The following is a 25968-nucleotide window of genomic DNA, read 5'->3' as shown; positions in this document are numbered from 1 at the left end:
CCTCAGGCCGCGCCCAGTATCAGGCCACTGGTCGGCACGCCGGTACCGGCGGTTACCAGCACGTTCTCGACATCCGCCACCTGGTTGACCGCGGTGCCGCGCACCTGGCGCACCGCCTCGGCAACCCCGTTCATGCCGTGGATGTAGGCCTCGCCCAGCTGCCCGCCATGGGTGTTGATCGGCAACTTGCCGCCCCGGGCATGGTGCCCCGCACGGATGAAGTCCTTGGCCTCGCCACGCCTGGCAAAACCGAACGCTTCCAGCTGCGGTAATACAAAGGGGGTGAAGTGGTCGTAGATCACCGCCGTTTGCAGGGCCTCCGGGCCGAGACCGGACTGGCGATACAGCTCCTTGGCCACCACGTCCATTTCGGGCAGCCCGGTGATGTCGTCGCGGTAGAACGAGGTCATGCTCTGCTGGCCGCAGGTGATGCCCTGGGAGCCGGCCTTGATGGTCACCGGTTTCTGCCGCAGGTCACGGGCCCGCTCGGCCGAGGTGATGACCATGGCCACGGCGCCGTCGGATTCCTGGCAGCAATCGAGCAGGTGCAGCGGCTCGCAGATCCAGCGCGACGCCTGGTGCTCCTCCAGGGTGATCGGCTTGCCGTGGAAGAACGCCTTGGGGTTGCTGGCGGCAAAGTCGCGCGCGGCCACGGCAACCCGGCCGAAGTCCTCGGAGGTGGCGCCATAGGTATGCATGTAACGCTGGGCGAACATGCCCACCCAGGCCGCCGGGGTGTGGAAGCCGTGCGGCATGTACCAGCCGTAATTGACGTTGTCGAAGATCGGCGTGGCGGCAAAACCGTAGCTGCCGCTGCCAAAGCGGTACCAGGAGCGCTCGTTCATGGCCCGATACACCACCACCACCTTGGCTACCCCGGTGGCCACCGCCATGGCCGCGTGCATCACCGGCGCGCAGGCCGCACCGCCGCCGTGCGGCACCTGGGAAAAGAACTTCACATCCTTGCAGCCCAGCAGGCGGGCGATTTCGTACTCCGGCACCTTGTCTACCGAATACGAGCTGAAGCCCTCGACTTCGGACGGGTCGATACCGGCGTCGCGCAGCGCTTCAAGAGTGGCTTCCAGCGCCAGGCGCAGTTCGGTGCGCCCGGAGTTCTTGGAAAATTCGGTCGCGCCCAGGCCAACGATGGCGGCGCGCCCGGAAATGGACAGGTTGCTCATGCTGCTGCCTCCGGTGGTCATGGCAGCACCAGCGCGACCGTGCCGGTCACGTGGTTGCCCATGGAGTTTCGGCCGCTAAGGGTCAGTTCCACTTCGCGGGTTTCGGGGTCGTGGCGGGTGACGCTGGCGTTGAAGGTAAGGCGGTCGCCCGGGTAGTTGGGCACCCCCAGCTTGATCTTCAGCGCGGTGAAGCGCGCCAGCGGGCCGGCCCAGGCTTCGACGAAGCGCTGCACCAGGCCATTGGTGGTGAGGATGTTCATGAACACATGCGGTGAACCCAGTTCACGCGCGGCGTCCAGATCGTGGTGACCGGGGAAGTAGTCGCGCGTGGCAATCGCCCCGCCGGTAATCAGCGCTACCGTGATCGGCACTTCAAGGGTCGGCAGGGTTTCGCCGGGGCGCACGTCGTCAAAGCGCTTGGTGTTCTTCGAGGTCATATTTCCATCCCAGCTTGTCGTTGTCGCTCAGCCAGTCGCCGAGCCGTTCCAGGCAGGCCGCCGCACCGCCCAGGGCAATGCCCAGGGCGCGGCTCCAGTAGAGATAGCGGTGAATCGGGTAGGTCAGGTCGACGCCAATGCCGCCATGCACGTGCTGCGCGACATGACCGATGCGGTGCCCTGCCTCGCAGGCCAGGTAGGCCGTGGCCAGGGCCTCGGAGGGCGCCGGCAGGCCGGTATCCAGGCGGTAGCACAGTTGCCACAACGTGCTGCGCAGGGTTTCCAGGGCAATATGGCTGTCGGCCATGCTCATCTGCACGGCCTGGAAACTGCCAATCGGCCGGCCGAACTGCTCGCGCTCACCGACATACGCCACGGTGCGCCGGATGTGCTCGGCACTGACCCCCAGTTGCAGCGCCGCCAGCGCCGCGATGGCGCGTGGCTCCAGCCAGGACAGGGCAGCGGCAGGCAAGACCCGGTCAGCGCTCACCCGCAGCCCTTCCACCTGCAGGTCGGCAATGGCCTCGCCGTGGGTCAGCACGCCGCAGCTACGGCGTACCGCCGGGGCGTCGAGCTCCAGCAGCAACAGCCGTATCTGGTCGTCCACCCGCACCGGCACCAGCGCTGCGTGTGCCTGGCCACCCAGGGGCAAAGCGGCAACCTGGCCGTCTACCTGCCAGCCTTCGACGCAGGGGGTGGCAAGCAACGCGATGCCATGGGCAGTGCCGAGGCTGTCCAGCGCCAGGCTCAGCAGCCGTTCGCCGCGGGCGGCCTCAGCGGCCAGCCCGGCAGCGTCACCCAGGGCAAAGTTGGCCAGGGTTGCCGCCGCCAGCTGGTGGCGCCACAGCGGCACCTGCGCCAGGCTGCGCCCTTGGGCCTGCAGCACCAGCATCAGCTCGGTCATGCCCAGGCCGCTGCCGCCTGCGCTATCGGGAATGGCCAGGGCATGCAGGCCGGTTTCCTGGCACAACGCCCACAGCGGCGCCATCAGCGCATCGCCGGTGCTGTCCCATTGGCGCAGGTAGTCATCGTGGCAATGGTCGCTGAACAGGCTGTCGGCCATCTGCTCGATCGCCCGCTGGTCTTCGCTCAACTCGAAATCCATGGTCACGCCCTCCTATTCGACCACAGGCCGGAACAACGGCAGGGTCAGTTGCTCATCGAAGGTCTCGAAGGCCACCTGCAAGCGCTGGCCGACCTGCAACTGCTCGCGCTGCACGCCGGTCAGCCCGGCGATCAGGCGCACGCCTTCTTCCAGCTCGATCAGGCCAATCGGGTTGGGGTGCTCGAAGGGCGCGACCTCCGGGTAGTGCATGACCACGAACGAATACAGGCTGCCGCGCCCGCTGGCCTGCACGCTGTCCCACTCGAAACTGTGGCAGTGCATGCATACCGGTGCCGGTGGGTGGCGCAAGGTGGCGCAGGCACTGCAGCGCTGGATCAGCAGCTTGCCTTCGGCGCAGCCTTCCCAGAAGAAGCGGGTATCGTCACTGACCCCGGGCATCGGCCGCCTGGCCTTGGCCGGCTCGGCCTGCGGCTGCGGCGCCGGTTGCGGGTTGGCCGGGCGGAACTTGAACACCCGGAACAACAGCTCGCCCACCGGCTCGTCGCCTTCGGGCTTTTCGACGAAATGGCTCATTACCAGGGTGACGAAGAAACCGGTGCCCAAGGCCGTGGTCTTCTCGTCACCCACGGCCTCCAGGCGGGTGGTGTAGTACAGCCGCTCACCCAGGTACAGCGGCCGGGTAAAGCTCAATTCGGAGTTCACCGCTACCACCGAGGCGTAGCCGTATTCCTCGATAAGCTTCAGCACTTCGTAGGGGTTCTGGTCGGTGGAGCCCGGCGGGTAGTTGTTGGCGTGCAGCCCCTCCATGGTCCACACCTGGAGCATGGCCGGTGGCGCCACCAGCCCTTGATGAGGGCCGGTGCTGGCGAACGCCGGGTCGGTGTAGAGCGGGTTGTCGATGCCCATGATCTCGCACCACTGGCGGATCATCGGCGCGTTCACCGCGTCCCAGGCATACACCCGGCCGTACTGGCGCCCAACCAGGGCGCGCACAGCGCAAAGCAATTGTGGATCAGCCAAAGTCGTCTCCTGCAGCGTTAGGGCAGCGACCCGGATCGGCCACCGCCAGGTGGTCGATCAAGTGGGTTGGGCTTGCGCGGCGTGCAGAAACGCCGGGCGTTCACCGCCGCCGTGCAGCAGCAGGTTGCAGCCGCTGGCGTAACTGGCCAGCGGCGAAGCGATGTACAAACAGGCATTGGCAATGTCGCTGGCGTCGGCCATGCGCCCGGCCGGGATGCCGGCGCTGACGGCCGCGATGCCGTGTTCGCTGCCGTAGTGCAGGTGCGCCTGGTCGGTCAGCACCAGGCCAGGGCTTACCGCCACCACTCGCACCTTGGGCGCCCACTCCACCGCCAGCGACTGCACCAGCGCCAGCACCCCGGCCTTGGCAGCGCCATAGGCCGCCGTGCCCGGCGATGCGCGCAAGGCACTGATACTGCCGATAAAGACGATGCAACCGCCCTGCGGCTGCGCCTGCATCAGCCGGTTGGCGTGCTGCGCCGCATTCAGCGGGGCGATAAGGTTCAGCCGCAGGATGCTCTCGTGAAACCGCGGCGAGGCCGTGGCAGCGACCGCCGAGGGGCTGCCACCGGCATTGTTGACCAGCACATCAAGGCGGCCGAAGTCGCGCTCGATCGTGTCGAAAAGCGCCTGCAGCGAGTCGCCGTCGCGCACGTCGGCGGCGATGAAGGCGGCGCTGCGCCCGCCAGCGCTCGGCAGGTGCTCGGGTGCACTGCGGGCACAGACGATTACCTGCGCACCGGCGGCCAGAAAGCCCTGGGCGATACCCGCGCCGATGCCCTTGCTGCCTCCGGTGACCAGCACCACCTTGCCACTGAAATCAAGCCCCATTGCATGCTCCTGGTTTTTGCTGCCAGGGACGACTCTAGAGGCTATGCGTGGGCCGTACTTCGTCTGAACGGACGATGAATGGGCAAGGGCCGGGGGCAACACTGGCCGCCATCCAACACGTTGCCCGCGAGGAATCCCATGCCTGCCACGCCCGCCCCACCCGTTCTGCTCGAACACCCCTTGCCCGGGGTGGCACTGCTGCGGCTCAACCGCCCACAGGCCACCAATGCCTTGAGCCTGGAGTTGCAGGCGTTGCTGTCGCAGCACTTCAGCACCCTGGCTGGCGACCCGGCGGTGCGCTGCATCCTGCTGACCGGGGGCGACCAGGTGTTCGCCGCCGGTGGCGACATCGGCAGCATGGCCGACGTCGGTCCCATCGATATCTACCAGCGCCATACCGAGCGCCTGTGGGCGCCGATCCAGCATTGCCCGAAGCCGGTGGTCGCCGCCGTGTGCGGCTATGCGTACGGCGGCGGCTGCGAGCTGGCGATGCTGGCCGACCTGATCGTCGCCGGCCGCAGTGCGCGCTTCTGCCAGCCGGAAATCCGCATCGGCATCATGCCCGGCATTGGTGGCACCCAGCGCCTGGTGCGTGCGGTGGGCAAGGCCAAGGCCATGCGCATGGCGCTGACTGGCCAGCCGATCAGCGCCGAGGAAGCCTGGGTGGCGGGGCTGGTCAGCGATCTGGTGGAGGACGACCAGGTGCAGGCCCACGCGCTGGAGCTGGCGCGGGTGATCGCAGCGATGCCGGCGTTGGCTGCGGAGCAGATCAAGGAGGTGATACTGGCGGGGATGGATGCACCGCTGGAGGCCGGGCTGGCGCTGGAGCGCAAGGCCAACGCGTTGCTGTTTGCCTCGCGTGACCAGAAAGAAGGGATGCAGGCGTTCATCGAGAAGCGGGCGCCGCGCTTTGAGGGCTGTTGAGCCCAGCGGCCCATCACCGCAGTCGGTGATGGGCCATACGGCCTAGATCGACATCACCAGCTGTCCACTGTCGATACGCAGCTCCACCCCATTCACGGCCCGCGACTCGTCACTGGCCAGGTACAGCACACTGCCCGCCACATCCTCCGGCAGGCACATGCGGTTCATCGGGTCGCTGTCGATGGTCAACCGCGCCGGGTCGATGCCCTGGGGGAAGCCGCCGCGGGTCATGTCGGTCAGTACGCCGTCCGGGTGCAGCGAATTGCAGCGGATGCGGTACTTGCGGCGCCTGCAGAGTGCCGCCACCGAGCGGGTCAACGCGGCCACCGCGCCTTTGGAGGCGCTGTAGGCCAGGTAGTCGTCACGCCCGGCCAGCGCCGCCACCGACGATACATTGATGATCGACCCGCCCTGGGCTTTCATCAGGGCGATACCGGCGCGGCAGCCAAGAAACACACTGCCGGCGTTGACCCGCATGATGCGCTCCCAATCCTGCAGTGCGGTGTCTTCCACCGTGCCGGTCTGCAGCATGCCAGCATTGTTGAGCAGGATGTCCAGGCGGCCATGGTGCTCGACCAGGCTGTCCATCACCCGCTGCCATGCCGCTTCGCTGCTGGCATCGTGGTGGATGAAGCGGGCGGCCGCGCCGAGCTCGTCGGCCAGGGCCTGCCCGGCCTGGGTGTCGATGTCGCTGATCAGCACCTGCGCACCTTCGGCCACCAGCAGGCGAGCACTTGCCCGGCCTATACCTTTGGCCCCGCCGGTGACCAGGGCGACCTTGCCCTGCACGCGCCCGTTACGCTCGCTCATGATGCCACCTCGCAGTCCACTGCCAAATCCGCGCCCTGCGCCACGGCTGCCCCGGCACGGCGGCCAGAGAACACGCAGTCGGCCAGGGACAGCCCACTGATGTACAGATGTGAAGGAATGCCCAGCGCCGTTCGGCCTGCGGCGAACAGCCCGGCGATTCGCTCACCGCCTGCACCCAGCACCGCGCCGGTGCGTTCGTCTACGCGCAAGCCACCGAGCGTCAGCGCGCCCAAGGGGAAGATCGGGTTGCCCACGGAAATGTCACAGGCGTAGTAAGGCCCTTGCTGCAGCACCTGGCGACCCGCGACCGACTTGCCGAACGGCTCCGGGGCCTGCCCTCGGGCTGCGGCGTTGTTGGCCAGCAGCGACTGGCGCAGGGTTTCGGCTTGCATCCCGGTGGCTGCGGCCAGCTGCGCGGGGTGTTTGCCCTTGCGTGCAGCGAACAGCATCAGCACCAGCGCCGGCAGTGCCTGGAACCACCAGTAGCCACCAAATAACGCTTCTTGCAGGGCCTTGCGCCGCAGCGGCGCATCCAGCACCAGCCAGGCCCGGCCGCCCTGCTCTTCCATCAGCGGTTGGCCCAGGGTGGCGCCATACACTTCTTCGTTGCAGAAGCGTTCACCGTCACGGTTGACCACGATGCCGCGGTGCCAGCTGTACGGTGGATTGATGAATCGCCAGGCAGATACCCGTTCCAGCCTGTCGCTGGCTGCCCCAACGCTCAGGCCCAGGCGCAGGCCGCTGCCATCGCAGCCGGTGGCGCCCACCTTGAAGTTGCGGCGAAACCTGGGCGCGTGGGCCTTGATCAACTCGCGGTTGAAGATGAAGCCACCGGTACTGAGGATCACCCCCTTGCCAGCGCGCACCAGGCAAGGCCTGGCATGGGCCTGTTCCAGCGCGCTGACGCGCTGGCGCAGCCGGTCGCAGTAGCCTGGGGCAAAGTTCTGCAGGCGCTCGGCGCGCGCGGCCAGCCGCGCATGCTGCAAGGCGACTTTGCTGCCGGCTGGCAGGCGCCACAACTCGGCGCCGATCACTCGCCCGCTGCGGTCGATGACCAGGCGCCTGGCGGCGGACTGCAGCAGCGGCCGTACCCCGGCGCGCAAACAGGCCGCTTGCAGATGGCCATACAGCACGGCGCCGCACTGGCCTTTGCCAACCGTGCGATGGCCGCGCGGGGCCGGGGGCTGCGCGCCGCCATAGGCGGGGACCAGTTCGTTGCCCGAGTAATAGAGAAAGGCACCATCGGGCGGGTACGACGTCTTGCCGCCAGCGGGCATCTGGTGCGCATAGGGCGCGCCGTGGCTTTCCAGCCATTGCAGGTTGGCCACGCTGTCGTTGCAGAAGCGCCGCAAGGTGTCGTCGCTGACAACCCCGTGGGTTTCGTGCCGGAGATAGTCGAACATGGCTTGGGGCGTGTCGTCGAAGCCGGCCGCGCGCTGCTGCGTTGTGCCGCCGCCGGCGTACACCACGCCGCCGCTCTTGGCGCTGGCGCCGCCGCCGGTGAAACGGTCGGCGATCAATACATCAGCGCCATCAGCGCGGGCTTGCAGCGCGGCGCAGGCACCTGCTGCGCCCCAGCCGATGACCAGCACGTCGCAGTGCGCCTGCCAATGCACGGCCGCGGCATCATCGACCTGCAGCGGTGCCAGAATGGGCGTGACACTGGTGTTCATCGGGCCTCCTGGCGCTGCCGGGCAAGGTGGTTGGCGGCCACGTAGGCAAAGGTCATCGCCGGGCCCAGGGTGCCGCCGGCACCGGGATAACTGGTGCCCATCACCGATGCCGAGCAGTTGCCGATGGCGTACAGGCCGGCGATGGCAGAGCCGTCGTCGCGCACCACCTGGGCCTGGGCATTGGTCAGCAGGCCACCCTTGGTGCCGATGTCGCCGGCATCCAGGCGCATGGCGTAGTACGGGCCTTTGCGCAGCGGCGCCAGGCACGGGTTGGGCTTGATGTTGCAGTCGCCGTAGTAGCGGTCGAAGACATTACCACCACGGCCGAAGTCCTCGTCCACCCCGGTGCTGGCGTAGCCGTTGACCTTGGCCACGGTCGCGGCCAGGCCTTGCGGGTCGACGCCGATCTGACCCGCCAGTGCCTCTAGGGTGTCGGCCTTCCAGTACAGGGTATCGCGCCACTCTTTGCGCAGACGGCTGTCGGGCATGACCTGGGCCGGCATCAACGGGCCCATGGCGTAGTTGAAGCGAAAATGCCCGTCGAACACCACCCAGGCCGGCACCGAACGCCCGCCGCTGCGCACGTTGTCGCGGTGCATGGCATCGACGAACTCCAGGTACGGCGCGGCTTCGTTGACGAACCGCAGGCCCTGGCCATTGACCACGATGGCGCCGGGGAAGGCGCGCTCGGCAAAGATGCCACGCGGTTTGTCCTCACCCGGCACGGCGATGGTCGGTGCCCACCAGGCCCAGTCCAACAGCGCAGTGGCCGCGCCGTGGGCCAGGCCTGCCTGCAGCGCGGCACCGGTGTTGTTGCCCGGTGGTGTGGCACTCCAGGCCATGCGCGTCGGCTTGGGCAGGTATTGCTCACGTAACGCCTGGTTCTGCTCGAAACCACCGGAGGCCAGGATCACCCCATGGCGCGCGCGCAGGTCCAGCAGTTGCCCATCGCGGCAGATGCGCACGCCGCTGACCCGCCCCTGTTCGCTGAGCAGTTCACGGAAGTCGCTGTTCAACCACAGCGGCACATTGCGGTCCATCAGCGAGCGGCGCAGCGAACACACCAGCGAGCTGCCCAGCGCCGCGCGGCGGTCCATGCGGCTTTTGCGGCGCCACTTGAAGTCGAGCTTGTAGCGCAGCATCAGGCGCAGGATCAGCAGGCGCCAGCCGAAGCCTCGGGCCATGGCCTTGTGCGCGTCACGCGCAGTCCAGGCGATGCGCCCCATCAGCAAGGTGGACGGCGACGGCCTGCGCAGGTTGTGCAGCTCGTCGCCAAGCAGGCTGCTGTCGAACAGCTCGGGATCAAGTGTGCGCCCCCCTGCCAGGGCGCCGGGCAGGTGCGGGTAGTAGTCGGGGTACTTGGCGGCTACCGCGTAGCGTACATGGCTACAGCGGGTGAGCGCCTCGATCATCTGCGGAGCGTTGTCCAGGTAGGCTTGCAGGCGGGCCGGGTCGACCTGCTCACCGGCCGCCGCCGCCAGGTAGCGCTCGGCCTGGTCGCGGCTGTCATTGCCGCCCTGGCGGGCGAAGTAGTGGTTGTTGGGGATCCAGATGCCGCCGCCGGAAATCGCCGAGGTACCACCGAACTTGTCGCTTTTTTCCAGCACCAGCACGCTGAACCCCTGGTCGGCCAGGAACACCGCCGAGGTCATCGCACCGGCGCCCGAACCGACCACTATCACGTCGTACTGGGTATGAGACTGATCTTGAGCCGTCATTGTTGTTGTGCCACTCGCTAAGGTCAGGGGATACCGCCAACACCGTTGCGCAGCCGTTGGCGGCGTGCATCCCATGATCGGCGCTGGCTGGCCCACCCTCATCGTCAAAGCGGACTAGGCGCCCTGCCCCGGCCTGGCGCTAGACGACCGCGCGCCGCCCGGCCCAGGGGTGAGCCTGCTCCAGCTGGCTGGCCAGGCGCAGCAACACATCCTCGCCACCCAGGCGGGCAGTGAACAACATGCCCACCGGCAGGCCGCTGTCACTCTGGCCCAATGGCAGGGATACAGACGGCTGGCCGCTGACATTGGCCAGCACGGTGAACGCCGCGCTGCCCATCGCCCGCTGGGCGTAGCTGTCCCAGGGCTGATCGAGGCTGAGCTGGCCCAGGGCCGGGGTGAGGTTGGCGGTGACCGGGGACAGGATCACATCGAAGCGCTGGAAGGGCTGTTCCATGGCCGCGCCGATCCGCTCGAAACGCTGCCGGGCCTGGTACATGCCGACACCGTTGATGGCCTTGGCCCGCTCCAGCACCACCTGGGTGACCTGCTCCAGGTCCTGCGCAGTGGCCGCGCGGCCCAGCGCCTGTTCGCGCTCCTGCACCAGGTTGAGCAATGCGGTGCCGATCACCGCACCGTGGGCGCCGAACAGTTCGCGCGGGTCGACCGGCAGTTGCAGGTCTTCGATTTCATGCCCCAGCGCCAGCAGCTGCTTGATGGTCTGCTCCAGGGTGGCGGCCACCGCAGCATCCAGTGGTGCGCCGGTCAGCGACTGGCGCACCACGGCCACACGCAGCGTGCCCGGGTCGCGGCGCAGCTCTTCGACATACGGGCGTGCCAGCGGCGCGCTCCAGTAGGCGCTGCCGGCTTCGTGGCCCTGCCCGGCATCGAGAAACAGCGCCGTGTCGCGCACACTGCGCGACACCACGTGGGCCACGCTGGCGCCGAACCAGCCCTCGTAATGTGCAGGCCCACTGGGGGTGCGGTAACGGCTGGGCTTGAGGCCGACCAGGCCGCAATAGGACGCCGGGATGCGAATCGACCCACCGCCATCGGTGGCATGCGCCACCGGCACGATACCGGCCGCCACCGCCGATGCTGCACCGCCGGAGGAGCCGCCGGCGCTCACGCCCAGGTTCCAGGGGTTGCGGGTTTGCCCCCAGAGCAGCGATTCGGTGGTGGTGGTCAGGCCGAATTCCGGGCAGGTGGTCTTGCCAAACGGCACCGCGCCGGCTTGTTCGTAGCGGCTGACCAGGGTGCTGGTGAAGGTGGCCGGCGGCGCATCGCGGAACAGCCGGCTGCCGTTGCTGGTGAGTGTGCCCTGCAGGTAGGTGTTGAGGTCCTTGATCAGGATCGGCACCCCGGCCAACGCGCCCTGTGTGCTGGTGCCCGCGCTGCGCTGGCGGGCGAGCGCAGCCTTGGCGTAGTCCTCGTGCAGCATGTTCACGGCCGCAACCTTGGGGTTGACCAAGGCACAGCGGGCCAGCGCCGCGGCCAGCAGCTCCTCGCCACTGAGGCTGCCGGCGCGCACCGCTTCGGCCATGGCCCAGGCGTCCAGGCCCTGATAGTCAGCCGCTGACAGGCCACTGCTGGCAGCATCGGCGAAGCGCCCGAGCAGGCCGGCGCCCACGGCGACAGCACCGGCCTTGAGCACACTGCGGCGTGGCCAGGTGGCCTGGGCAGCGGGAATGGTGGCTTGCGGATCGTTTGGCATGGTGGTCTTGGCGTCCTGTTCGTTGTTGTTTTCGGGGTTGATCAGTCGGCGGTGACCTGCGCCAGCATGGCCGCCAGAAAGTGCTCGCCATAGGGCGGCAACAGGCCCCACTCGGCGCGTGGGTCGTGGCCGGCAGCCTGGAACACCGTGCGCGCATGGCTGAATTCGAGAAACCCTTCGCGCCCGTGATAATGCCCCATGCCGGACGCGCCGACACCACCGAAGGGCGCATCGTGCAGCGCCGCGTGCATCATCACCTCATTGAGCGTGACGCCACCGGACACGGTGTGGTCAAGCACCTGCTGCTGCTCGTGCGGGTCGTTGCCGAAGTAGTACAGCGCCAGCGGCCGTGGCCGGGCATTGATGTGGCTGATGACCTCGGCCAGTGCCTCATAGGTCAGCACCACCACGGCGGGGCCGAAGATTTCTTCGTGCAGGATGCGCGCATCCTGCGGCGGGTCTACCACCACCCGCAACGGGCAGCGACGGTCGTCACCCGGCTGCACGTCAGGCAGTGATTCGATACGTGCCCCCTGCTGGCGAGCCCCTTGCACCAGCGCGTCGACCCGTGCCCAGTGTTGGGCGTTGACCACCGCCACCACGTCCGGGTTGCCGGTGACCGTCGGGTTGAGCGTGCAGTAGGCTGAGCGCAGGGCATCGAGGAACGCCTCAAGCGCGGCCCGAGGCACGTAGACCAGGTCCGGGTTGATGCAGATCTGCCCGCCGTTGGTGGTCTTGGCCACGGCAATGCTGAAGGCCGCCTTGGCCAGGTCGGCGCTGCGCGACAGCACCACCGGCGACTTGCCGCCCAGCTCCAGGGTAACCGGCACCAGGTTCTGTGCAGCATTGCGCATGACCGCGCGGCCGATGCCGGTGCTGCCGGTAAACACCAGGTGGTCGAACGGTTGCGCGGTAAAGGCCTCGGCCAGGTCGGCGCCACCGGTCACCACCGCCACCTCCAGCGGGTCGAGGTGCTCGGCGCACAGCGCGGCGATGCATGCCGCCGTGCGCGGCAGCACTTCGGAGGGTTTGAGGATCGCCCGGTTGCCCGCCGCCAGGGCCGATGCCAACGGGCTGAACAGCGTGTACAACGGCGCGTTCCAGGTGCCGATGATGCCCACCGAGCCTTTGGGCTGGTAACGCACCCACGCCTTTGCGCCGAGCTGGTCATAAGGGGCAAACACCGCGCGCGGGTCATCCTGCATCCAGCCGTGCAGGTGATCCCTGGCATGCTTGAGGCTGGCCAGCGCCCCCAGCACATCGTTCATCAGGGTAAAACCGGCTGGCCGGCCGCCGAAGTCCTGGTCGATGGCCTGGGTCAGGCGTTCATGGTGGCGTACCAGCAGATCGATCACCTGCTGGATGCGCTGGCGGCGCTGTTCGGCGCTGACCGCACCGGCCGTGCCGAATGCGCGTTGCTGCTGTGACAACAGGCTGCTGAGCGCCTGGACCGATGACGGTGCGGGTTGCATGCGTGTCTCCTCTGGCTGCGAGCTGCGCTGGCTGCGCATGTCGCCACACTAGCCATGGGACGCCGGCGCGCGCCTCGTCCGATCGGACCAGAATCGAGCAAAAGCGTTAGTCCGTTGAGACGATGCCTGCGCGGGCGGGGCAACCAATACTGGCAGTACAAAAAGCCAACCCTTGAGGCCCGCCATGGCAACACAACAGATCGGTTTCGACCCCCAGGCCTTCCGTGCTGCGCTGGGCACGTTCACCACCGGCGTCACCATCATCACCTCGCAAGACCAGGACGGCTTGCCGGTGGGCATCACCGCCAACAGCTTCAACTCGGTCTCGCTCAACCCGCCATTGGTGCTGTGGAGCTTGTCCAAGCAGGCGCGCAGCTTGCCGGTGTTCAGTAGCGGCAAGCACTGGAACGTGCACGTGCTGTCGATCGAGCAAGAGAAGTTGTCCGGGCGCTTCGCCACCCAGGGCGAGGACAAGTTCGCCGAGATCGAACTGGACAACGGCATCAGCAATGCCCCGCTGCTGCAGGACTGCACGGCGCGGTTCCAGTGCCGCACGGCGTTCCAGTACGAAGGCGGCGACCACGTGATCTTCGTTGGCGAAGTGCTGGCCTTCGACCACAGTGACCGCGCGCCGCTGGCGTTCCAGAGCGGCCAGTATGCCCTGGCCACGCGCAAGCCGCGCAGCGAATTGCGCCTGGCCACCACCCCGCCGCCCCCGGAGTGCAGCTATACCGAAGACCTGCTTGGCTACCTGCTCGGCCGTGGCCATTACCAGGCGCTTAACCTGCTGCGCCAGCTGCTGAGCAACCAGCACCTGGATGAACAGGCGTTCTTCGTGCTGGCAGTGCTGTCGATCCGCGACAACCTCAGCCTTGAAGAGCTCAACACCTTTGTCAGCTACACCGGTCATGTGGTGACCCTGGCGGGCATGCGCTTTCTGGAACGGCAGGACCTGGTGGCCATCGAGGGTGAGGCTGGCCAGTTGCGCTTTGTATTGACCGCCCAGGGGCGCGAGCTGTCGTTGCAACAGGTAGCGTTGGCCAAGGTGGTGGAAGAGGACCTCACCGCCAAGCTCGGCGAGGCCGATGCCCAGGCGCTGAAGGTGCTGCTCAAGCGCCTGATCGTGGTCAGCGACCCCGGCCTGCCGGACCTCTGGGCGCCACGGTGAGCAGCGCCGCGCCCACCTTGCCGGCGGCGGCAGTCGGCTGGCGCAGCCATGGGCTGCTGATGCTGCTGGCGGCGGTGTTCGCCGACAATTTTGTCGGTCGGCAGATCCTGGCGGTGATGTTCGAGCCGATCAAGGCCGAATTCGGCGTTGGCGACACCGCGCTCGGGCTGATCTCCGGCCTGGCGTTCGCCGGGGTATACGCCGTGCTCGGCCTGCCTGCCGGGCGGCTGGTGGACCGCCTGCCGCGCACCCGCCTGCTGGCCGCCGCCTGCTTGCTGTGGGCGCTGGCGACCATGGCCTGCGGGCTGGCCGGCAGCTTCCTGGTGCTGGCGCTGGCGCGCATGCTGGTGGCAGTGAGCGAGTCGCCGACCACGTCAGCATCGCTGTCGCTGATTGCCGACCTTTACCCGCCACAACGGCGCTCGTTCGCGATCAGTTGTTTTACCGCTGCGCCAACGTTCTCCTCGATCATTGGCCTGAGCGTCGGTGCCTGGGTAGTCGAGCAGTACGGCTGGCGCAGCGCATTCATCGCCCTGGGGGTGCCGGCCCTGGCCTTTGCCGCCGTTCTCGGTTTGCTGGTACGCGACCCGCAGCGCGGGCGCTGGGACCTTGCCCCCCACGCACTGCCCGCCGCCCGCCTAGGCCTAGGCGCCGAAGCGCGGCTGTTGTGGGCCTTGGCACCTTACCGGCGCCTGGTACTGGCGGGCGGGCTGACCACGCTTGGCTCGTACGCCGTGGCCATGTGGAACACCAGTTTCCTGGTGCGCTCCCATGGCTTGTCACTGCAGGACGCGGGGATGCTGGCCGGGGTGGTGTGCGGCACGGCGGCTGGTGTGGGTGGGCTGTTCAGTGGCTGGTTGAGCGATCGCCTGGCTCGCAGGGCTGGCCATTGGCAAGTGACACTGCCGATCATCGGCCACCTGGCGGCCACGTCGGCGCTCGCCAGCTACCTGCTGTCGCCCAGCGACGTGCTGATGCGCCTGGGCACCCTGCCAGTGCCGATGGCGATGCTGTGGTGCGCGCTGTACAGTTTTTTTGCGGTGTGGTGGGTGGCGCCATCGTACAACCTGGTGACGCAACTGGTGGCGCCGCAACGCCGGGGTACCGCGATGGCTCTGCAAACCATCGTCAGTACCTTGCTTGGCATCGGCGTCGGCCCGCTGCTCACGGGCCTGGTCAGCGACTTGCTGCAGCCCTGGTATGGCCAGGAGTCCCTGCGTTATGCCTTGCTGCTGGTCAGCCTGCCGGTGCTGGGGGCGGTGCTGCTGCTGGCCCGAACGCTGGGCCAGCTGTTCGGGTACGGCCGGCAGCGTGCCATGCCCGCCGAGTAAGCCAATGCGGCCGGCTCAGGAGGCAAGCGCCTGGCGGGCTTGCCGCACAGGCATCTGATGCCGCTGCGGTTGCTGCCAGGCCAGTTGCTCCTGCACGGCCACAGCCGCATCCAGCACTTTCTGCGCCCAGTTTTCATCCTTGGGGCAGACGACGACCACGCGGAAACCGTGGTCGACGCCTTCCAGCCGAACGCCCTCGGAATCATCGACATGCAAGTCGATATCGAAGGCAGACGGCAGCTTCGAGGGCGAGTTCTCCAGCCCGTTCTGGGCCAGGATATGCTGGTGCCGGTCACTGTTGACCACGCCGTCGACATGGATGCCGTACAACAGCAGCCAGCGGCGGATATAGGACGGGGTGCGCCCCGACGAGGTGTAGATCCAGATGCTGCAGCCCTGGCGGCGCAGGTCGCGGACCAGCTCGCGGGTGCCGCTGCGCAGCGGTTCACCGAGCCAGCGATGGACAAAGCCCGGCAGCTTGCTGTCCTCGGCGGCCGCGTGTTCGGGCAGGCAGGCGAGCGTGTCGTCGATATCGAACGAAATGCGTACCTGGCCCCGCTTCAGCTTGCGCTCGAGGGCTTGGCGGCCGCGGGCGAACAGTGAAGTGCGTTGCATCAGCGGCTCCCCTCGCAAACCGGCACGGCTGTGCCACCGAGGAAGAACTTGCCGGGCTCAGGCGCGTGCGCTTCGAGGAACGCGGCGTACTTTTTCTTGATCTTGGGTAATTCGTACAATGCCTTGACACCGTGTTTAGCGGAGTTGCGAATGACCGAGGACGGGTTGAAGTAACCCTCGGCGTTGTCCAGCGACAGCACGAATGGTGGCAGCCCGGCGCGCATCAGCAGGTAGCTGACGATGAGCGAGCCCGTGCGGTTGTTGCCTTCGATGAACAGCTGCGGCTTGCTGAGGATACGTACATAGACACCGGCAGCCCGCTTCCAGATCGAATCACTGCGGTACGAGCAGTACCAGTTGTACAAGTCCTTGATGCCACCTTCGACGTTGTTGAAAAAGTGCGCCTCGGTGGCCGCCAGGTGCGGGGCGAATTCCACACGCCGGGCCGGGTCGGTGCCGCACAGCACGGTGGCATTGATTTCCAGCATCAGGTTCAGCTGTTGCAGGTCGAACAGGTCGATACCGCGAGCGACATAGTCGTCAATCAGCGCATAGCCTTCAAGCACATTGAGCAGCACCTCGTCGGTAAACGGGTCGCGCGGTTCGGTGAAGTGCTGGCTGAGTTCGGCAAAGCGGCCCTGCACCTCGCGCAGTGCGCGCTCTACCGCTGACAGATCAAGACGACGTATCGCTCGCATTTGAAATCCCGGGTAACACTTTAACGGAAGGTAACGCGGCCGGGTGTTGCAACCTCCCTGGTTGCAACACCCGGCCACCTTGATGGGTGTGATTCAGCTGAACTTGCCGCTGATGTAGTCACTGGTCAGCTGCTCGCGCGGGTTCTGGAAGATCTGCGCGGTCGGGCCCATCTCGACCAGATAGCCGGTGCGGGTACCCTGGGAGATATCGACCGAGAAGAACGCCGTGGTGTCGGCCACACGAATCGCCTGCTGCATGTTGTGGGTTACCAGCGCGATGGTGTAGTCCTTCTTCAGCTCGACCATCAGCTCTTCCACCCGACGGGTGGCGATCGGGTCGAGCGCCGAGCAGGGTTCGTCCAGCAGCAGCACTTCCGGCTCGGTAGCGATGGCGCGGGCGATGCACAGACGTTGCTGCTGGCCGCCGGACAGCGACAGGCCGCTGACCTTGAGCTTGTCCTTCACTTCATCCCACAGTGCCGCGCCTTGCAGGGCGTGCTTCACGCGGTCGCCCAGGTCGCCCTTGTAGCGGTTCAGGCGCAGGCCAAAGGCGACGTTGTCGAAGATGCTCATCGAGAACGGGTTGGGCTGCTGGAACACCATGCCGATGTAGCGGCGCACCACCACAGGGTCGACGCCTTTGCCGTAGACATCCTGGCCAAGGAAGTGCACATGGCCTTCGAAGCGGAAACCCTTGACCAGGTCGTTCATGCGGTTGAGGCTGCGCAGCACGGTACTCTTGCCGCAGCCGGACGGCCCGATGAAGCCGGTGATCTCGTTTTTGCGGATCGGCACATGGCTGTCACGCACGGCCATGAAGTTGCCGTAGAAAATCTTGTCCAGCTTGCAGTCCATGACGATCGGGGCTTCGTTGACCATGGGAGCGGCTCTTTGCGCAGTGGATACGTTCAAGTTGGATGCTCCCTTTCTCAATACTTGGGCTTGCCGAAGACTCGGCTCAGAATGTTGATTACCAGCACGATCATCACCAGTACCAGCGAGGCCGCCCAGGCGAGCTCGAGCTGGTTGTCGAACGGCATGCCGGAGAAGTTGTAAATCAGTACGGCAAGCGATGCCGTGGGGTTCATGACCGCCAGGCTGCCGTCATGGTAGATCCAGTAGTTGCTGAACAACGCGGTGAACAGCAGTGGCGCGGTTTCGCCAGCGGCGCGGGCCACGGCCAGCATCACGCCGGTGAGGATGGCAGGCAGGCCGGTGGGCAGGACGATCTTGCAGATCACCTGGGCACGGGTACAGCCCATGCCGTAGGCGGCGTCCTTCATGATCTTGGGCACCATCTTCATCGACTCTTCGGCGGTCAGCACCACGATCGGCAGCATCAGCACCGCCAGCGCCACGCCACCTGCCGGTGCCGAATAGGTGCCGGTGGTCATCACCACCAGGGCGTAGGCGAATACGCCGGCCAGAATCGAAGGCAGGCCAGTGAGCATCTTCGCGGCAAAGCGCGCGGCGTTGGCCAGCTTGCTCTCCGGGCCGAGCTCGGCGAGGAACACGGCTGCCAGGATACCGACCGGTACCGCGATGGCGGCAGCGATGCCGACCATGACGAAGGTACCGGCCATGGCGTTACCAAAACCGCCGCCCATCTCGAAGCCGGTAGGCGGCAACTCGGTGAACACTTCCAGGCTGAGGCGCGCACCGCCGCGGGTGATCAGCATGTACAGCACGGAAATCAGCGGCACGCTGGCAACCAGCGCCGCGAACCAGGCCAGCGAGGTCAGGACCAGGCTGCGCAGGGCGCGGCCTTCGAGCTTGCGCTGCAGGCTGGGCAACGCGGCTACAGGGTTCGAAAGGTCGGTCATTGTTTGTTACCCCGCTGGGCGTAGAGCATGATCATCGAGCCGAACACGTTCACCAGCAGGGTGATGAACATCAGTACCAGTGCCGCATACATCAGCACCTCGATCTCGTTCGGGCCGGCTTCCGGGAAGTTCAGCGCCAGCAGCGCCGCCAGGGTGTTGGCCGGGGCGAACAGGGACAAGGTGATGGTATTGGCGTTGCCGACCAGCATGGCCAGGGCCATGGTTTCACCCAGTGCGCGGCCGAGGCCCAGCACCAAGGAGCCGAAGATGCCGGTGGCGGCGGATGGCACCATCACCTTGAGGATGGCTTCCCAGTGGGTGGTGCCCATACCGTAGGCCGCCTGCTTGGTTTTCATTGGCACGCTGGTCAGCGCATCCTGGGAAACGGCAGCAATGGTCGGCAGGATCATGATCGCCAGTACCAACGCCGCAGGCAGCAGGCCTGGCCCGCTCAGTGAGGTGCCGAAAAACGGGATCCAGCCCAGCTCGCTGTTCAGCCACGCGGTCAGCGGGCGAATCGCCGGGATGACCACATAGATGCCCCACAGGCCGTAGACCACGCTGGGGATGGCGGCGAGCAGCTCGACGATGGTGCGGAACACCGCGGCAAGCTTGGCCGGAAGGAAATCCTGGGTGAGGAAAATGGCCATGCTGACGCCGAAGAAGCCGGCGATCAACAAGGCGATCAGGGCGCTGTAAAGCGTGCCCCAAATGGCGGGCAGAATGCCGTATTTGCCCTGGTTGACGTCCCATACAGTGCCGAACAGCACATCAAACCCGTGCTTTTCCATGCCAGGAAGTGCCTTGCGTCCTACTTCGTACACCAGCGCGAAGACCAGCGCGAGGATCAGCACCACACCGATACGTGCAAGCGCACGGAAGGTGCGGTCAACCAGGAAGTCCTTGGCGGACGGTGGCTGGCACGCGGAATCCGGGTTATCCGGTATGGCAAAAGGTGTGTTCATGGGCGAGTTCCGGGACAAAGGGCAAACACCCCCGGCGTGACAGTCCGTCCACGCCAGGAGCGCCTGAGGGTATTACTTGATGTTTTCCGACGCTTTGCGCACTTCGGCGACAACCGACGCTGGCAGCGGGATGTAACCCATCGAGTCGGCGATCTCCTGGCCTTTGGTCAGGCCGTACTCGACCATTTCACGCATGGCCTTGGCCTTTTCCGGGCTGCCATTGTCCTTGCGGAAGATCATCCAGGTGTAGGAAGTGATCGGGTAGGACTTGGCACCTTCCGGGTCTGGCAGGTGGGCAATCAGGTTTTCCGGCATCTTCACCGCAGCCAGCGCTTCGGCACCGCTCTCGGCGTTCGGCACGACGTACTGGCCGGCTTTGTTTTGCAGTACGGCGAAGTCGACCTTGGCCAGTTTGGCGAAGCCGTATTCGATGTAGCCGATGGCGCCTGGGGTCTGGCGTACGGTGGCGGTTACGCCGTCGTTCTTCGGCGACTTGATGAACTTGTCGGTGGCCGGCCAGTTGACGGTGTTGCCTTCACCCAGGTCTTTCTTGAAGTCAGCGTTGATGGCCGACAGGTGCTTGGTGAACACCGCGTTGGTGCCGCTGGAGTCGGCACGGACCACCACGGTGATCGGCATGTCTGGCAGCTTCAGCTCGGGGTTGGCAGCGACGATCTGCGGGTCGTTCCACTTGGTGATCTTGCCCAGGAAGATGTTGGAGTACACATCGCGAGGCAGCTTCAGCCCTTTAGGGGCGCCCGGCAGGTTGTAGGCCAGGACGATCTCACCGGCGGTCATTGGCAGCAGTTGCACGCCTTCGCCGACCTTGGCGATGTCCGCTTCGCTCATGGCCGAGTCGCTGGCGGCGAAGTCGACGGTCTTGTTCAGGAAGTCCTGGACACCCGCGCCGCTACCCTTGGACTGATAGTCAACGGTGACGCCAGCAGTGTTCTTGCTGAAGTCCTTGAACCAGGTCAGGTAGATAGGAGCCGGGAAGCTCGCGCCGGAACCGGTCAGGCGAACGTTCTCGGCGGCGAAAGCCCCGGAAGTGGCGCAAAGCGAAACGGCAACGGCGAGTGCAGCAGACTTCATCAGGCGAATCATCGAAAAGCGCTCCTTGTGATGGCCGGCACACTTTGCATCAGCTGTGTTACAGCTTTGTGACGATTGAATGGCAGGCCGCACGGTAGAGCTTTTTCCCTCTGCCATGGCGGCAGGGTGATGTCATGCCTTGGTAACCGAAGGCGATTATCAATTTGCCATCTATCCCCAGCACGAGCGCTTGCCATGTCCCCGACAGAACACACCTTGATGAGGCGCATCCATCGCCAGCTGCTTGGATGAAGAGGTGGAGATGCCGAGGATCGACTTGCCACAGCGGGTCAGGCAGGAGGACTACAGCCGTAACCCGACGCCGGTGGACATGATTGTGCCGCAGGTTTATTGACAGGGGTGGGGCGGGGGCATTGTCTGGGGCACGGAAAGATCGCGTCAGGGCTGACAGGCGCTGCATGTATTGTGGCAGGCACCTGTCAGCCCTGACGCGATCTTTCCGTGCCCCAGCCTCAAGCGCAATGCCGCAACAGCGTCTTGATCGGCCGCCTGACCCGCCGCTTGGCCACCTGCCGCGGCTTGATCCAGCGGCAGGCGTCTATCTCGTTGCGAGGACGAGGCTTGTCCGCCGCGTTGCGCGCCTCGAACAAATAATGGATAACCCGCTCCTCACGGTACTCGCTGACAAAGCGCAATTCATCGAAGGCCAGGCCGGTCTCTTCCGCCATCTCCCGCCGCGCAGCCTGCAGTGGCGTCTCATCCGGTTCGACCCTGCCCCCCGGCAGGTTCCATTTCGCATTGCGCTTGCGCACAAAAAGCACCTGGCCATCCTTGCGATAAATTACCGTGGCGCGCAGCTTGATACCCTTGCGCCTGGCTGTAGCGATGTCCATTGCCTTCATGAGTCATCCCGGTTCGCCTAGCTGGACCGGAGCCTTGTAACGGCTCCTGTCTCCACCCTAAAGCCTGTATATGTCCATTGAATGACCATCGGCCGAAGCAATGGTGCCATTCGTCCATTGCCCGGCACTCTGGCGCTGCGCAGGGTTTCAACCGGTCAGGCCAATGAAGCGGGAGTGAGGACCATGCCACGCGGTGACAAAGACAAGTACACAGACAAGCAGAAGCGCAAAGCCGAGCACATCGAGGCAGGCTATGAGCACAAGGGCGTACCGAAAGACGAGGCCCAGGCGCGCGCCTGGGCCACGGTCAACAAGCAGTCGGGGGGTGGCGATAAAAAAGGCGGTTCGGGGAAAACGACCGCCTCCAGCGAAAAGCAGTCCGCGCGCTCGGACTCGGCAAAACGTGCCGCCAAATCACGTCAGGGCCACTCACGCACCTCTGGCAGTTCGCTGGAAACCCAGACCAAGGCCAGCCTGATGAAAGAAGCGCGAAGCAAAGACATCAAGGGGCGTTCCACCATGACCAAAGCCGAGTTGGTCGAAGCGTTGCGCACACACGGTTAGCGGCAGGGTTGCCGCGACACCTCCCACCAGTTCTGGAGACTTCACATGCCGCGCCTGGGCTAAACGCGACTTGTACGCACACAGCGCTCAGAGGTGGAACGACTGGACCAACCGCTACGCCCAGCAGTTCCTGGACCGGTTCGACATCATGTTCGAAGCCAAGGACAAAAACCTGGCGACGCTGGACTATTACCGGCGCTACCTGGCCTGATCAGCCATTGCCGGCGATATCCGCCCCGCCTGCATCACAGCAACCGTTGCGCGAAGCGCACTCGTATTCCGCGGCAGCGCGGGTCGGGAAGTTGATGCTCAGGCGCACCTTTTCCAGCGTGTCATACAGGTCGTAGCCCTCCCCCAAGGCGGCCGGGAAGCCAAAACGGCGAGGGAGCAATTCTTTCTGGAGCGGCACAGCGGGAACTACTACGAAGCGCGTCTGCATGATCATCCCTCTTCCAGCAGTGCTTAAGTATTAGTACCACTATGTGAAAGCATCAAGATGGCTCATGCAAAATTTCAGTGCAGCGCGTGTTTCTGCCCCCATGCGCATTGCTCGTGACTGCTGCATCCCGGCCTTGATCCCCGCCGACCCGGCAGATGCCAGGGCGTGGGATTTGATGCAGACGGGATCGGCATGCAGTTGACGCAAATCAAGCCGCCGTATCGGGTTCGCGAGACGATGGCAGCAAGCAGCGCATCGATAACCGCGCGATCTTGGACAAGGAGCCCCACATGAGCCCGCTGAAACACATACTGGTAGCCACCGACCTGTCACCCTTTGCCCGCAACGCAGCGGAGCGCGCGGCCGTCCTCAGCCAGGCGCAGCAAGCCCCGCTGGACCTGCTGTATATTGCCAACCCGGCACCCTTCGAGCGCCTGAAGCAGCTGGTGGTACCTGATGACGACCTGTTGCAGCGGGTGCGGGACAGCGCCGGCGAAAAGCTGCGCGCACAGGCGGCAATGCTGTTCCAGCGCTATGACATTGCCGCTGGCGTGCAGGTGGCCAACGGCTCGGTGACCACGGAAATCTCCCGTGTGGTGCAAGACAAGCGCAGCGACCTGCTGGTGTGTGGGGCGAAAGGCCAGGGCGTGGGCCGGCGCTTGCTGCTGGGCTCTACCGTGCACAAAATGCTTGATCGGATGCCCTGCCCTTTGCTGGTGGTGAAGCAGGCGCCCCGCGATGCCTACCGCAGCGTGCTGGTGCCCGTCGACTTTTCGCCAGCGTCGCAGCGGGCCATCGAACTGGCCAAGGCCATTGCGCCTCAGGCCGAAATCATCCTGTTGCATGTGTACGAAGCCCCGTTCGAAAGCAGTATCCGCTTCGCCCACATCGACCATGACACCCTCACCCATTACCGCAACGTCATCCGCAAGGATGCCGTGAAACAACTCGCCGCACTGAGCGAGATTGCCGGCGTGGCCGACGCCCGGCAGATCGTGCTGCATGGCGACCCTGGCTGGCGGATTGCCGAGCAGGAGCTGGCGCTGGAGTGCGACCTGATCGTGGTCGGCAAACAGGGTGAAAGCGCCCTGGAAGCGCTGTTGGTCGGCAGCGTCACCAAACATGTGCTGAACGAATCGCAGTGTGACGTGTTGGTATCGCCATGAACTGACGGTGTCGACGATCTTGCCGGGCGTCTTTCCACAGCCGCCTCGGCAGGAGTCGACGTTTACCGCTACGCACTCGCACGATATCGCCGTGCGCGCCGCCCTACCCAAACAAAGCGGATTTTGAACGCGCTGCCCAAACGGTCCTCCACATGGTGCTGGGGGGCGTCGCGCCGGGACAGCAAGCTGCAGCGGTGAGCTTTCATCGATTGCACTGATGATCACTATCGAGCGGCGCGCCTGTCGGCCTGGCAGGGCCGTCCCTATAATCGCCTGCAAATCTCCCCGCTCCTGCGCCTGCCACAGGCGACATCCCCTCATGGAACCGCACCCCATGCCAAATACCCCCCAGGCCCGTCAGGGCCTTCCCGAACACAGCCAACAGAGTCTCACCCAGCAGTGGCTGGCGATTCTTTCGGTCGCCGTTGGTGCCTTCGCCCTGGTCACCAGCGAGTTTCTGCCGGTGGGCGTGCTCAACGATGTGGCCAGCGACCTTGGCATCAGTGCCGGCCTTGCCGGCCTGATGGTGACCCTGCCCGGCATCATGGCCGCGCTGGCCGCGCCTTTGATTTCCGTGGGCGTCGGTGCACTGGACCGGCGCTACCTGCTGATCGGCCTGACGCTGATCATGATCATCGCCAACGCGATCGTCGCCTACGCCGTCGACTTCAACCTGCTGCTGGTCGGCCGGGTGCTGCTGGGCGTCAGTATCGGCGGCTTCTGGGCCACCGCCATTGCCCTCAGCGGCCGCCTGGCGCCTGATGGCATGGGCGTAGCCAAGGCCAACTCGATCATCATGGCCGGGGTTACCCTGGCGACTGTAGTGGGTGTGCCCGTAGGTACCTGGCTGAGTGGCCTGATGGGCTGGCGCATGACCTTTCTGGTTACCGCGCTGGTGGGGATCCCGGTGCTGCTGGCGCAGGTACTGTTGCTGCCGCGGCTGAACCCGGAGAAGGCCATTCGCGTGAGCGACCTGCCGGCCCTGTTCATCAACCCGCAAGCGCGGGTCGGTTTGATCGCCGTCCTGCTGATCGGTCTGGCGCACTTTGCCGCGTACACTTACGTTGCACCGTTCTTCAAACAGAATGCCGGCTTTGATGGCCCTACCATCGGCTCATTGTTGCTGCTGTATGGCGTGGCCGGATTCATGGGCAACATCTTCGCCGGTTTCGCGGCCAACCGCAGCGTACGGCATACCCTGATGCTGGTCGCGCTGCTGATCGCTGTCAGCACCGCCCTGTTCCCGCACTTCGCCACCGGCATGACCGGCGCCGCGATGCTGATCGCGCTGTGGGGCTTTGCCTTTGGCGCGTTCCCGGCCTGCGCCAATATCTGGATGTTTGTGGTCGCGCCCAAGGATGTCGAGCGTGGCATGCCGCTGTTCGTGGCGATGTTCCAGGTGATCATTGCGCTGGGCTCGTTCTTCGGTGGGCAGGTGGTCGACCATATGGGCACGGCGGTGCTGCTGAGCCTGGCCACGGCGCTGGTGGGCTGTGGGTTTGTCACGGTGCTGGTGCTGGGGCGCAATGTCAGCAACAGCCTGGCAGCCCAAAGCGCTTGATGAAAGCGCGAGTGCCCCAGGCAAAGTCCGCTCCTCTGTAGGGGCGGACTTGCCCGCGAATACGGCAGCAGCTCAGACGCTACGCGTCAGGCCACCATCGACCTTGATGTTCTGCCCAGTGATGTACGCGCCACCCTCGCTGGCCAGAAAGGCAATGGTCGCGGCAATTTCCTCGCTGGTGCCATAACGCTTGAGCGGCACGCTGTCGCGACGTTGCTCGGTGGCCGGCAGGCTGTCGATCCAGCCCGGCAGCACATTGTTGATGCGCACGTTATCCGCCGCATAGGTGTCGGCAAATATCTTGCTGAACGCTGCCAGGCCCGCACGGAACACCGCCGAGGTCGGGAACATTTCGTTGGGTTCGAACGCCCAGGCGGTGGAGATGTTGATGATCGCCCCGCCCTTCTGCCGTTGCATGATCGGCGTCACCAGGCGTGTCGGGCGGATGACGTTGAGCAGGTAGGTGTCCATGCCCTTGTGCCAGTCGCCATCGCTGATCTCGAGGATCGGCGCACGTGGACCATGGCCGGCACTGTTCACCAGTACATCGACACGCCCCCACTGCTCGACCACGGCATCGACCAGCCGCTGCAAATCCTCGACCGACTGGTTGCTGCCCGTCACGCCAATCCCGCCCAGCTCCCTGGCCAGCGCCTCGCCCTTGCCCGAGGACGAGAGAATCCCGACCTTGAAGCCGTCTGCGGCCAGGCGGCGTGCTGCCGCAGCGCCCATGCCACTGCCACCGGCGGTGATGATTGCTACCTTTTCTACCGACATACTGCCTCCGTTGAAGATGCAACGCTGTGCTTACAAGTGCATTCACAGTAGCAGCCACGCCGC

General features: G+C 65.5%; 25 protein-coding genes and 2 pseudogenes. 8 read left to right on the top strand and 19 right to left on the bottom strand.

Features of this window, described 5'->3' with window-relative positions:
* Positions 1 to 2 precede the first annotated feature (2 nt).
* From AC5O5I_RS11025 to AC5O5I_RS11005, 5 genes are read right to left on the bottom strand one after another with little or no spacing between them, the layout of a single operon-like run.
* Entirely contained in the window at positions 3 to 1181 is a 1179-nt protein-coding gene (locus tag AC5O5I_RS11025) for a lipid-transfer protein (protein WP_172226735.1), read from the bottom strand.
* Positions 1182 to 1198: 17 nt separating this feature from the next.
* On the bottom strand, positions 1199 to 1618 hold the full coding sequence (locus AC5O5I_RS11020; protein WP_172226714.1) for a MaoC/PaaZ C-terminal domain-containing protein: 420 nt from the start codon (positions 1616 to 1618) through the stop codon (positions 1199 to 1201).
* The gene (locus AC5O5I_RS11015; protein ID WP_172226711.1) at positions 1590 to 2723 is read right to left on the bottom strand and encodes an acyl-CoA dehydrogenase family protein; all 1134 of its coding nucleotides are present in this window, start codon (positions 2721 to 2723) and stop codon (positions 1590 to 1592) included. The genes AC5O5I_RS11020 and AC5O5I_RS11015 overlap by 29 nt, the downstream gene beginning before the upstream one ends.
* A gap of 12 nt (positions 2724 to 2735) precedes the next feature.
* The gene (locus AC5O5I_RS11010; protein WP_172226708.1) at positions 2736 to 3704 is read right to left on the bottom strand and encodes a bifunctional MaoC family dehydratase N-terminal/OB-fold nucleic acid binding domain-containing protein; all 969 of its coding nucleotides are present in this window, start codon (positions 3702 to 3704) and stop codon (positions 2736 to 2738) included.
* 57 nt (positions 3705 to 3761) lie between these two features.
* Entirely contained in the window at positions 3762 to 4535 is a 774-nt protein-coding gene (locus tag AC5O5I_RS11005) for an SDR family oxidoreductase (RefSeq protein WP_172226705.1), read from the bottom strand.
* 138 nt (positions 4536 to 4673) lie between these two features.
* Here AC5O5I_RS11005 and AC5O5I_RS11000 point away from each other — a divergent pair, with 138 nt between their 5' ends.
* Entirely contained in the window at positions 4674 to 5459 is a 786-nt protein-coding gene (locus AC5O5I_RS11000) for an enoyl-CoA hydratase (RefSeq protein WP_172226702.1), read from the top strand.
* Between the two features lie 42 nt (positions 5460 to 5501).
* On the opposite strand, the gene AC5O5I_RS10995 is transcribed toward AC5O5I_RS11000, so the two are convergent.
* From AC5O5I_RS10995 to AC5O5I_RS10975, 5 genes are all read right to left on the bottom strand, one after another.
* Complete coding sequence (locus tag AC5O5I_RS10995; protein ID WP_172226699.1) at positions 5502 to 6269, bottom strand: SDR family oxidoreductase; 768 nt, start codon at positions 6267 to 6269, stop codon at positions 5502 to 5504.
* Complete coding sequence (locus tag AC5O5I_RS10990) at positions 6266 to 7942, bottom strand: FAD-binding protein (RefSeq protein WP_494512575.1); 1677 nt, start codon at positions 7940 to 7942, stop codon at positions 6266 to 6268. The genes AC5O5I_RS10995 and AC5O5I_RS10990 overlap by 4 nt, the downstream gene beginning before the upstream one ends.
* Complete coding sequence (locus AC5O5I_RS10985; protein ID WP_172228959.1) at positions 7939 to 9660, bottom strand: FAD-binding protein; 1722 nt, start codon at positions 9658 to 9660, stop codon at positions 7939 to 7941. Before AC5O5I_RS10985 ends, AC5O5I_RS10990 begins: the two co-directional genes overlap by 4 nt.
* 139 nt (positions 9661 to 9799) lie before the next feature.
* The gene (locus AC5O5I_RS10980) at positions 9800 to 11371 is read right to left on the bottom strand and encodes an amidase (RefSeq protein WP_172285985.1); all 1572 of its coding nucleotides are present in this window, start codon (positions 11369 to 11371) and stop codon (positions 9800 to 9802) included.
* Positions 11372 to 11412: 41 nt separating this feature from the next.
* Positions 11413 to 12843, bottom strand: a complete 1431-nt coding sequence (locus AC5O5I_RS10975) for a coniferyl aldehyde dehydrogenase (protein ID WP_494512574.1) — start codon at positions 12841 to 12843, stop codon at positions 11413 to 11415.
* A 184-nt stretch (positions 12844 to 13027) separates the two neighbouring features.
* Between AC5O5I_RS10975 and AC5O5I_RS10970 the strand changes: the two genes are divergently transcribed.
* Together AC5O5I_RS10970 and AC5O5I_RS10965 are read left to right on the top strand one after the other, a co-directional pair.
* Positions 13028 to 14011, top strand: a complete 984-nt coding sequence (locus AC5O5I_RS10970; protein WP_172285987.1) for a flavin reductase family protein — start codon at positions 13028 to 13030, stop codon at positions 14009 to 14011.
* A gap of 59 nt (positions 14012 to 14070) precedes the next feature.
* On the top strand, positions 14071 to 15342 hold the full coding sequence (locus tag AC5O5I_RS10965; RefSeq protein WP_172228963.1) for a spinster family MFS transporter: 1272 nt from the start codon (positions 14071 to 14073) through the stop codon (positions 15340 to 15342).
* Between the two features lie 15 nt (positions 15343 to 15357).
* Here AC5O5I_RS10965 and AC5O5I_RS10960 read toward each other — a convergent pair whose 3' ends face one another.
* The 6 genes from AC5O5I_RS10960 to pstS form a co-directional block, all read right to left on the bottom strand.
* On the bottom strand, positions 15358 to 15957 hold the full coding sequence (locus AC5O5I_RS10960) for a hypothetical protein (protein ID WP_172285988.1): 600 nt from the start codon (positions 15955 to 15957) through the stop codon (positions 15358 to 15360).
* The gene (locus tag AC5O5I_RS10955) at positions 15957 to 16655 is read right to left on the bottom strand and encodes a Fic family protein (protein ID WP_172227740.1); all 699 of its coding nucleotides are present in this window, start codon (positions 16653 to 16655) and stop codon (positions 15957 to 15959) included. Before AC5O5I_RS10955 ends, AC5O5I_RS10960 begins: the two co-directional genes overlap by 1 nt.
* 93 nt (positions 16656 to 16748) lie before the next feature.
* Entirely contained in the window at positions 16749 to 17534 is a 786-nt protein-coding gene (pstB, locus tag AC5O5I_RS10950) for a phosphate ABC transporter ATP-binding protein PstB (protein ID WP_218583469.1), read from the bottom strand.
* A gap of 50 nt (positions 17535 to 17584) precedes the next feature.
* On the bottom strand, positions 17585 to 18478 hold the full coding sequence (gene pstA / locus AC5O5I_RS10945) for a phosphate ABC transporter permease PstA (RefSeq protein ID WP_494512573.1): 894 nt from the start codon (positions 18476 to 18478) through the stop codon (positions 17585 to 17587).
* Positions 18475 to 19443 (bottom strand): phosphate ABC transporter permease subunit PstC, encoded by a 969-nt coding sequence (gene pstC / locus AC5O5I_RS10940; protein ID WP_172227734.1) that lies wholly within the window; start codon positions 19441 to 19443, stop codon positions 18475 to 18477. The genes pstA and pstC overlap by 4 nt, the downstream gene beginning before the upstream one ends.
* Before the next feature lie 72 nt (positions 19444 to 19515).
* Positions 19516 to 20547 carry a phosphate ABC transporter substrate-binding protein PstS gene (gene pstS / locus AC5O5I_RS10935; RefSeq protein ID WP_172227732.1) on the bottom strand — a complete coding sequence of 344 codons (1032 nt, stop codon included), beginning with the start codon at positions 20545 to 20547 and terminating at the stop codon, positions 19516 to 19518.
* Between the two features lie 238 nt (positions 20548 to 20785).
* On the opposite strand from pstS, the pseudogene AC5O5I_RS10930 reads away from it, so the two are divergent.
* A pseudogene (locus AC5O5I_RS10930) lies at positions 20786 to 20890 on the top strand (polyphosphate kinase 2); the annotation flags it as partial.
* Positions 20891 to 21008: 118 nt separating this feature from the next.
* On the opposite strand, the gene AC5O5I_RS10925 reads toward AC5O5I_RS10930, so the two are convergent.
* Entirely contained in the window at positions 21009 to 21398 is a 390-nt protein-coding gene (locus AC5O5I_RS10925) for an NUDIX domain-containing protein (protein WP_172227730.1), read from the bottom strand.
* A gap of 183 nt (positions 21399 to 21581) precedes the next feature.
* Here AC5O5I_RS10925 and AC5O5I_RS10920 point away from each other — a divergent pair, with 183 nt between their 5' ends.
* Complete coding sequence (locus AC5O5I_RS10920; RefSeq protein ID WP_172285997.1) at positions 21582 to 21962, top strand: termination factor Rho; 381 nt, start codon at positions 21582 to 21584, stop codon at positions 21960 to 21962.
* 58 nt (positions 21963 to 22020) lie between these two features.
* Positions 22021 to 22173 (top strand): annotated as a pseudogene (locus AC5O5I_RS10915) (UV damage endonuclease UvsE); the annotation flags it as partial.
* Here the strand turns inward: AC5O5I_RS10915 and AC5O5I_RS10910 are convergent.
* Positions 22174 to 22407, bottom strand: coding sequence for a hypothetical protein (locus AC5O5I_RS10910; RefSeq protein ID WP_494512572.1), 234 nt, complete (start codon positions 22405 to 22407; stop codon positions 22174 to 22176).
* A gap of 284 nt (positions 22408 to 22691) precedes the next feature.
* Here AC5O5I_RS10910 and AC5O5I_RS10905 point away from each other — a divergent pair, with 284 nt between their 5' ends.
* Positions 22692 to 23567, top strand: coding sequence for a universal stress protein (locus AC5O5I_RS10905; protein ID WP_494512571.1), 876 nt, complete (start codon positions 22692 to 22694; stop codon positions 23565 to 23567).
* 334 nt (positions 23568 to 23901) lie between these two features.
* Complete coding sequence (locus tag AC5O5I_RS10900; RefSeq protein WP_172227724.1) at positions 23902 to 25128, top strand: MFS transporter; 1227 nt, start codon at positions 23902 to 23904, stop codon at positions 25126 to 25128.
* Between the two features lie 72 nt (positions 25129 to 25200).
* Here AC5O5I_RS10900 and AC5O5I_RS10895 read toward each other — a convergent pair whose 3' ends face one another.
* Positions 25201 to 25905 carry an SDR family oxidoreductase gene (locus tag AC5O5I_RS10895; protein ID WP_172227722.1) on the bottom strand — a complete coding sequence of 235 codons (705 nt, stop codon included), beginning with the start codon at positions 25903 to 25905 and terminating at the stop codon, positions 25201 to 25203.
* Positions 25906 to 25968: the final 63 nt, after the last annotated feature.

It is taken from the genome of Pseudomonas sp. 9_2_1 (genome assembly GCF_059295275.1).
This window is presented reverse-complemented; position numbering and strand designations above follow the sequence as displayed.

Excerpts from the sequence above, each read along its gene's own strand:
- AC5O5I_RS11025 (WP_172226735.1), bottom strand. The coding sequence starts at position 1,181 with ATGAGCAACCTGTCCATTTCCGGGCGCGCCGCCATCGTTGGCCTGGGC.
- AC5O5I_RS11020 (WP_172226714.1), bottom strand. The coding sequence starts at position 1,618 with ATGACCTCGAAGAACACCAAGCGCTTTGACGACGTGCGCCCCGGCGAA.
- AC5O5I_RS11015 (WP_172226711.1), bottom strand. The coding sequence starts at position 2,723 with ATGGATTTCGAGTTGAGCGAAGACCAGCGGGCGATCGAGCAGATGGCC.
- AC5O5I_RS11005 (WP_172226705.1), bottom strand. The coding sequence starts at position 4,535 with ATGGGGCTTGATTTCAGTGGCAAGGTGGTGCTGGTCACCGGAGGCAGC.
- AC5O5I_RS11000 (WP_172226702.1), top strand. The coding sequence starts at position 4,674 with ATGCCTGCCACGCCCGCCCCACCCGTTCTGCTCGAACACCCCTTGCCC.
- AC5O5I_RS10995 (WP_172226699.1), bottom strand. The coding sequence starts at position 6,269 with ATGAGCGAGCGTAACGGGCGCGTGCAGGGCAAGGTCGCCCTGGTCACC.
- AC5O5I_RS10990 (WP_494512575.1), bottom strand. The coding sequence starts at position 7,942 with ATGAACACCAGTGTCACGCCCATTCTGGCACCGCTGCAGGTCGATGAT.
- AC5O5I_RS10985 (WP_172228959.1), bottom strand. The coding sequence starts at position 9,660 with ATGACGGCTCAAGATCAGTCTCATACCCAGTACGACGTGATAGTGGTC.
- AC5O5I_RS10980 (WP_172285985.1), bottom strand. The coding sequence starts at position 11,371 with ATGCCAAACGATCCGCAAGCCACCATTCCCGCTGCCCAGGCCACCTGG.
- AC5O5I_RS10975 (WP_494512574.1), bottom strand. The coding sequence starts at position 12,843 with ATGCAACCCGCACCGTCATCGGTCCAGGCGCTCAGCAGCCTGTTGTCA.
- AC5O5I_RS10970 (WP_172285987.1), top strand. The coding sequence starts at position 13,028 with ATGGCAACACAACAGATCGGTTTCGACCCCCAGGCCTTCCGTGCTGCG.
- AC5O5I_RS10965 (WP_172228963.1), top strand. The coding sequence starts at position 14,071 with ATGCTGCTGGCGGCGGTGTTCGCCGACAATTTTGTCGGTCGGCAGATC.
- AC5O5I_RS10960 (WP_172285988.1), bottom strand. The coding sequence starts at position 15,957 with ATGCAACGCACTTCACTGTTCGCCCGCGGCCGCCAAGCCCTCGAGCGC.
- AC5O5I_RS10955 (WP_172227740.1), bottom strand. The coding sequence starts at position 16,655 with ATGCGAGCGATACGTCGTCTTGATCTGTCAGCGGTAGAGCGCGCACTG.
- pstB (WP_218583469.1), bottom strand. The coding sequence starts at position 17,534 with ATGGTCAACGAAGCCCCGATCGTCATGGACTGCAAGCTGGACAAGATT.
- pstA (WP_494512573.1), bottom strand. The coding sequence starts at position 18,478 with ATGACCGACCTTTCGAACCCTGTAGCCGCGTTGCCCAGCCTGCAGCGC.
- pstC (WP_172227734.1), bottom strand. The coding sequence starts at position 19,443 with ATGAACACACCTTTTGCCATACCGGATAACCCGGATTCCGCGTGCCAG.
- pstS (WP_172227732.1), bottom strand. The coding sequence starts at position 20,547 with ATGATTCGCCTGATGAAGTCTGCTGCACTCGCCGTTGCCGTTTCGCTT.
- AC5O5I_RS10925 (WP_172227730.1), bottom strand. The coding sequence starts at position 21,398 with ATGAAGGCAATGGACATCGCTACAGCCAGGCGCAAGGGTATCAAGCTG.
- AC5O5I_RS10920 (WP_172285997.1), top strand. The coding sequence starts at position 21,582 with ATGCCACGCGGTGACAAAGACAAGTACACAGACAAGCAGAAGCGCAAA.
- AC5O5I_RS10910 (WP_494512572.1), bottom strand. The coding sequence starts at position 22,407 with ATGATCATGCAGACGCGCTTCGTAGTAGTTCCCGCTGTGCCGCTCCAG.
- AC5O5I_RS10905 (WP_494512571.1), top strand. The coding sequence starts at position 22,692 with ATGAGCCCGCTGAAACACATACTGGTAGCCACCGACCTGTCACCCTTT.
- AC5O5I_RS10900 (WP_172227724.1), top strand. The coding sequence starts at position 23,902 with ATGCCAAATACCCCCCAGGCCCGTCAGGGCCTTCCCGAACACAGCCAA.
- AC5O5I_RS10895 (WP_172227722.1), bottom strand. The coding sequence starts at position 25,905 with ATGTCGGTAGAAAAGGTAGCAATCATCACCGCCGGTGGCAGTGGCATG.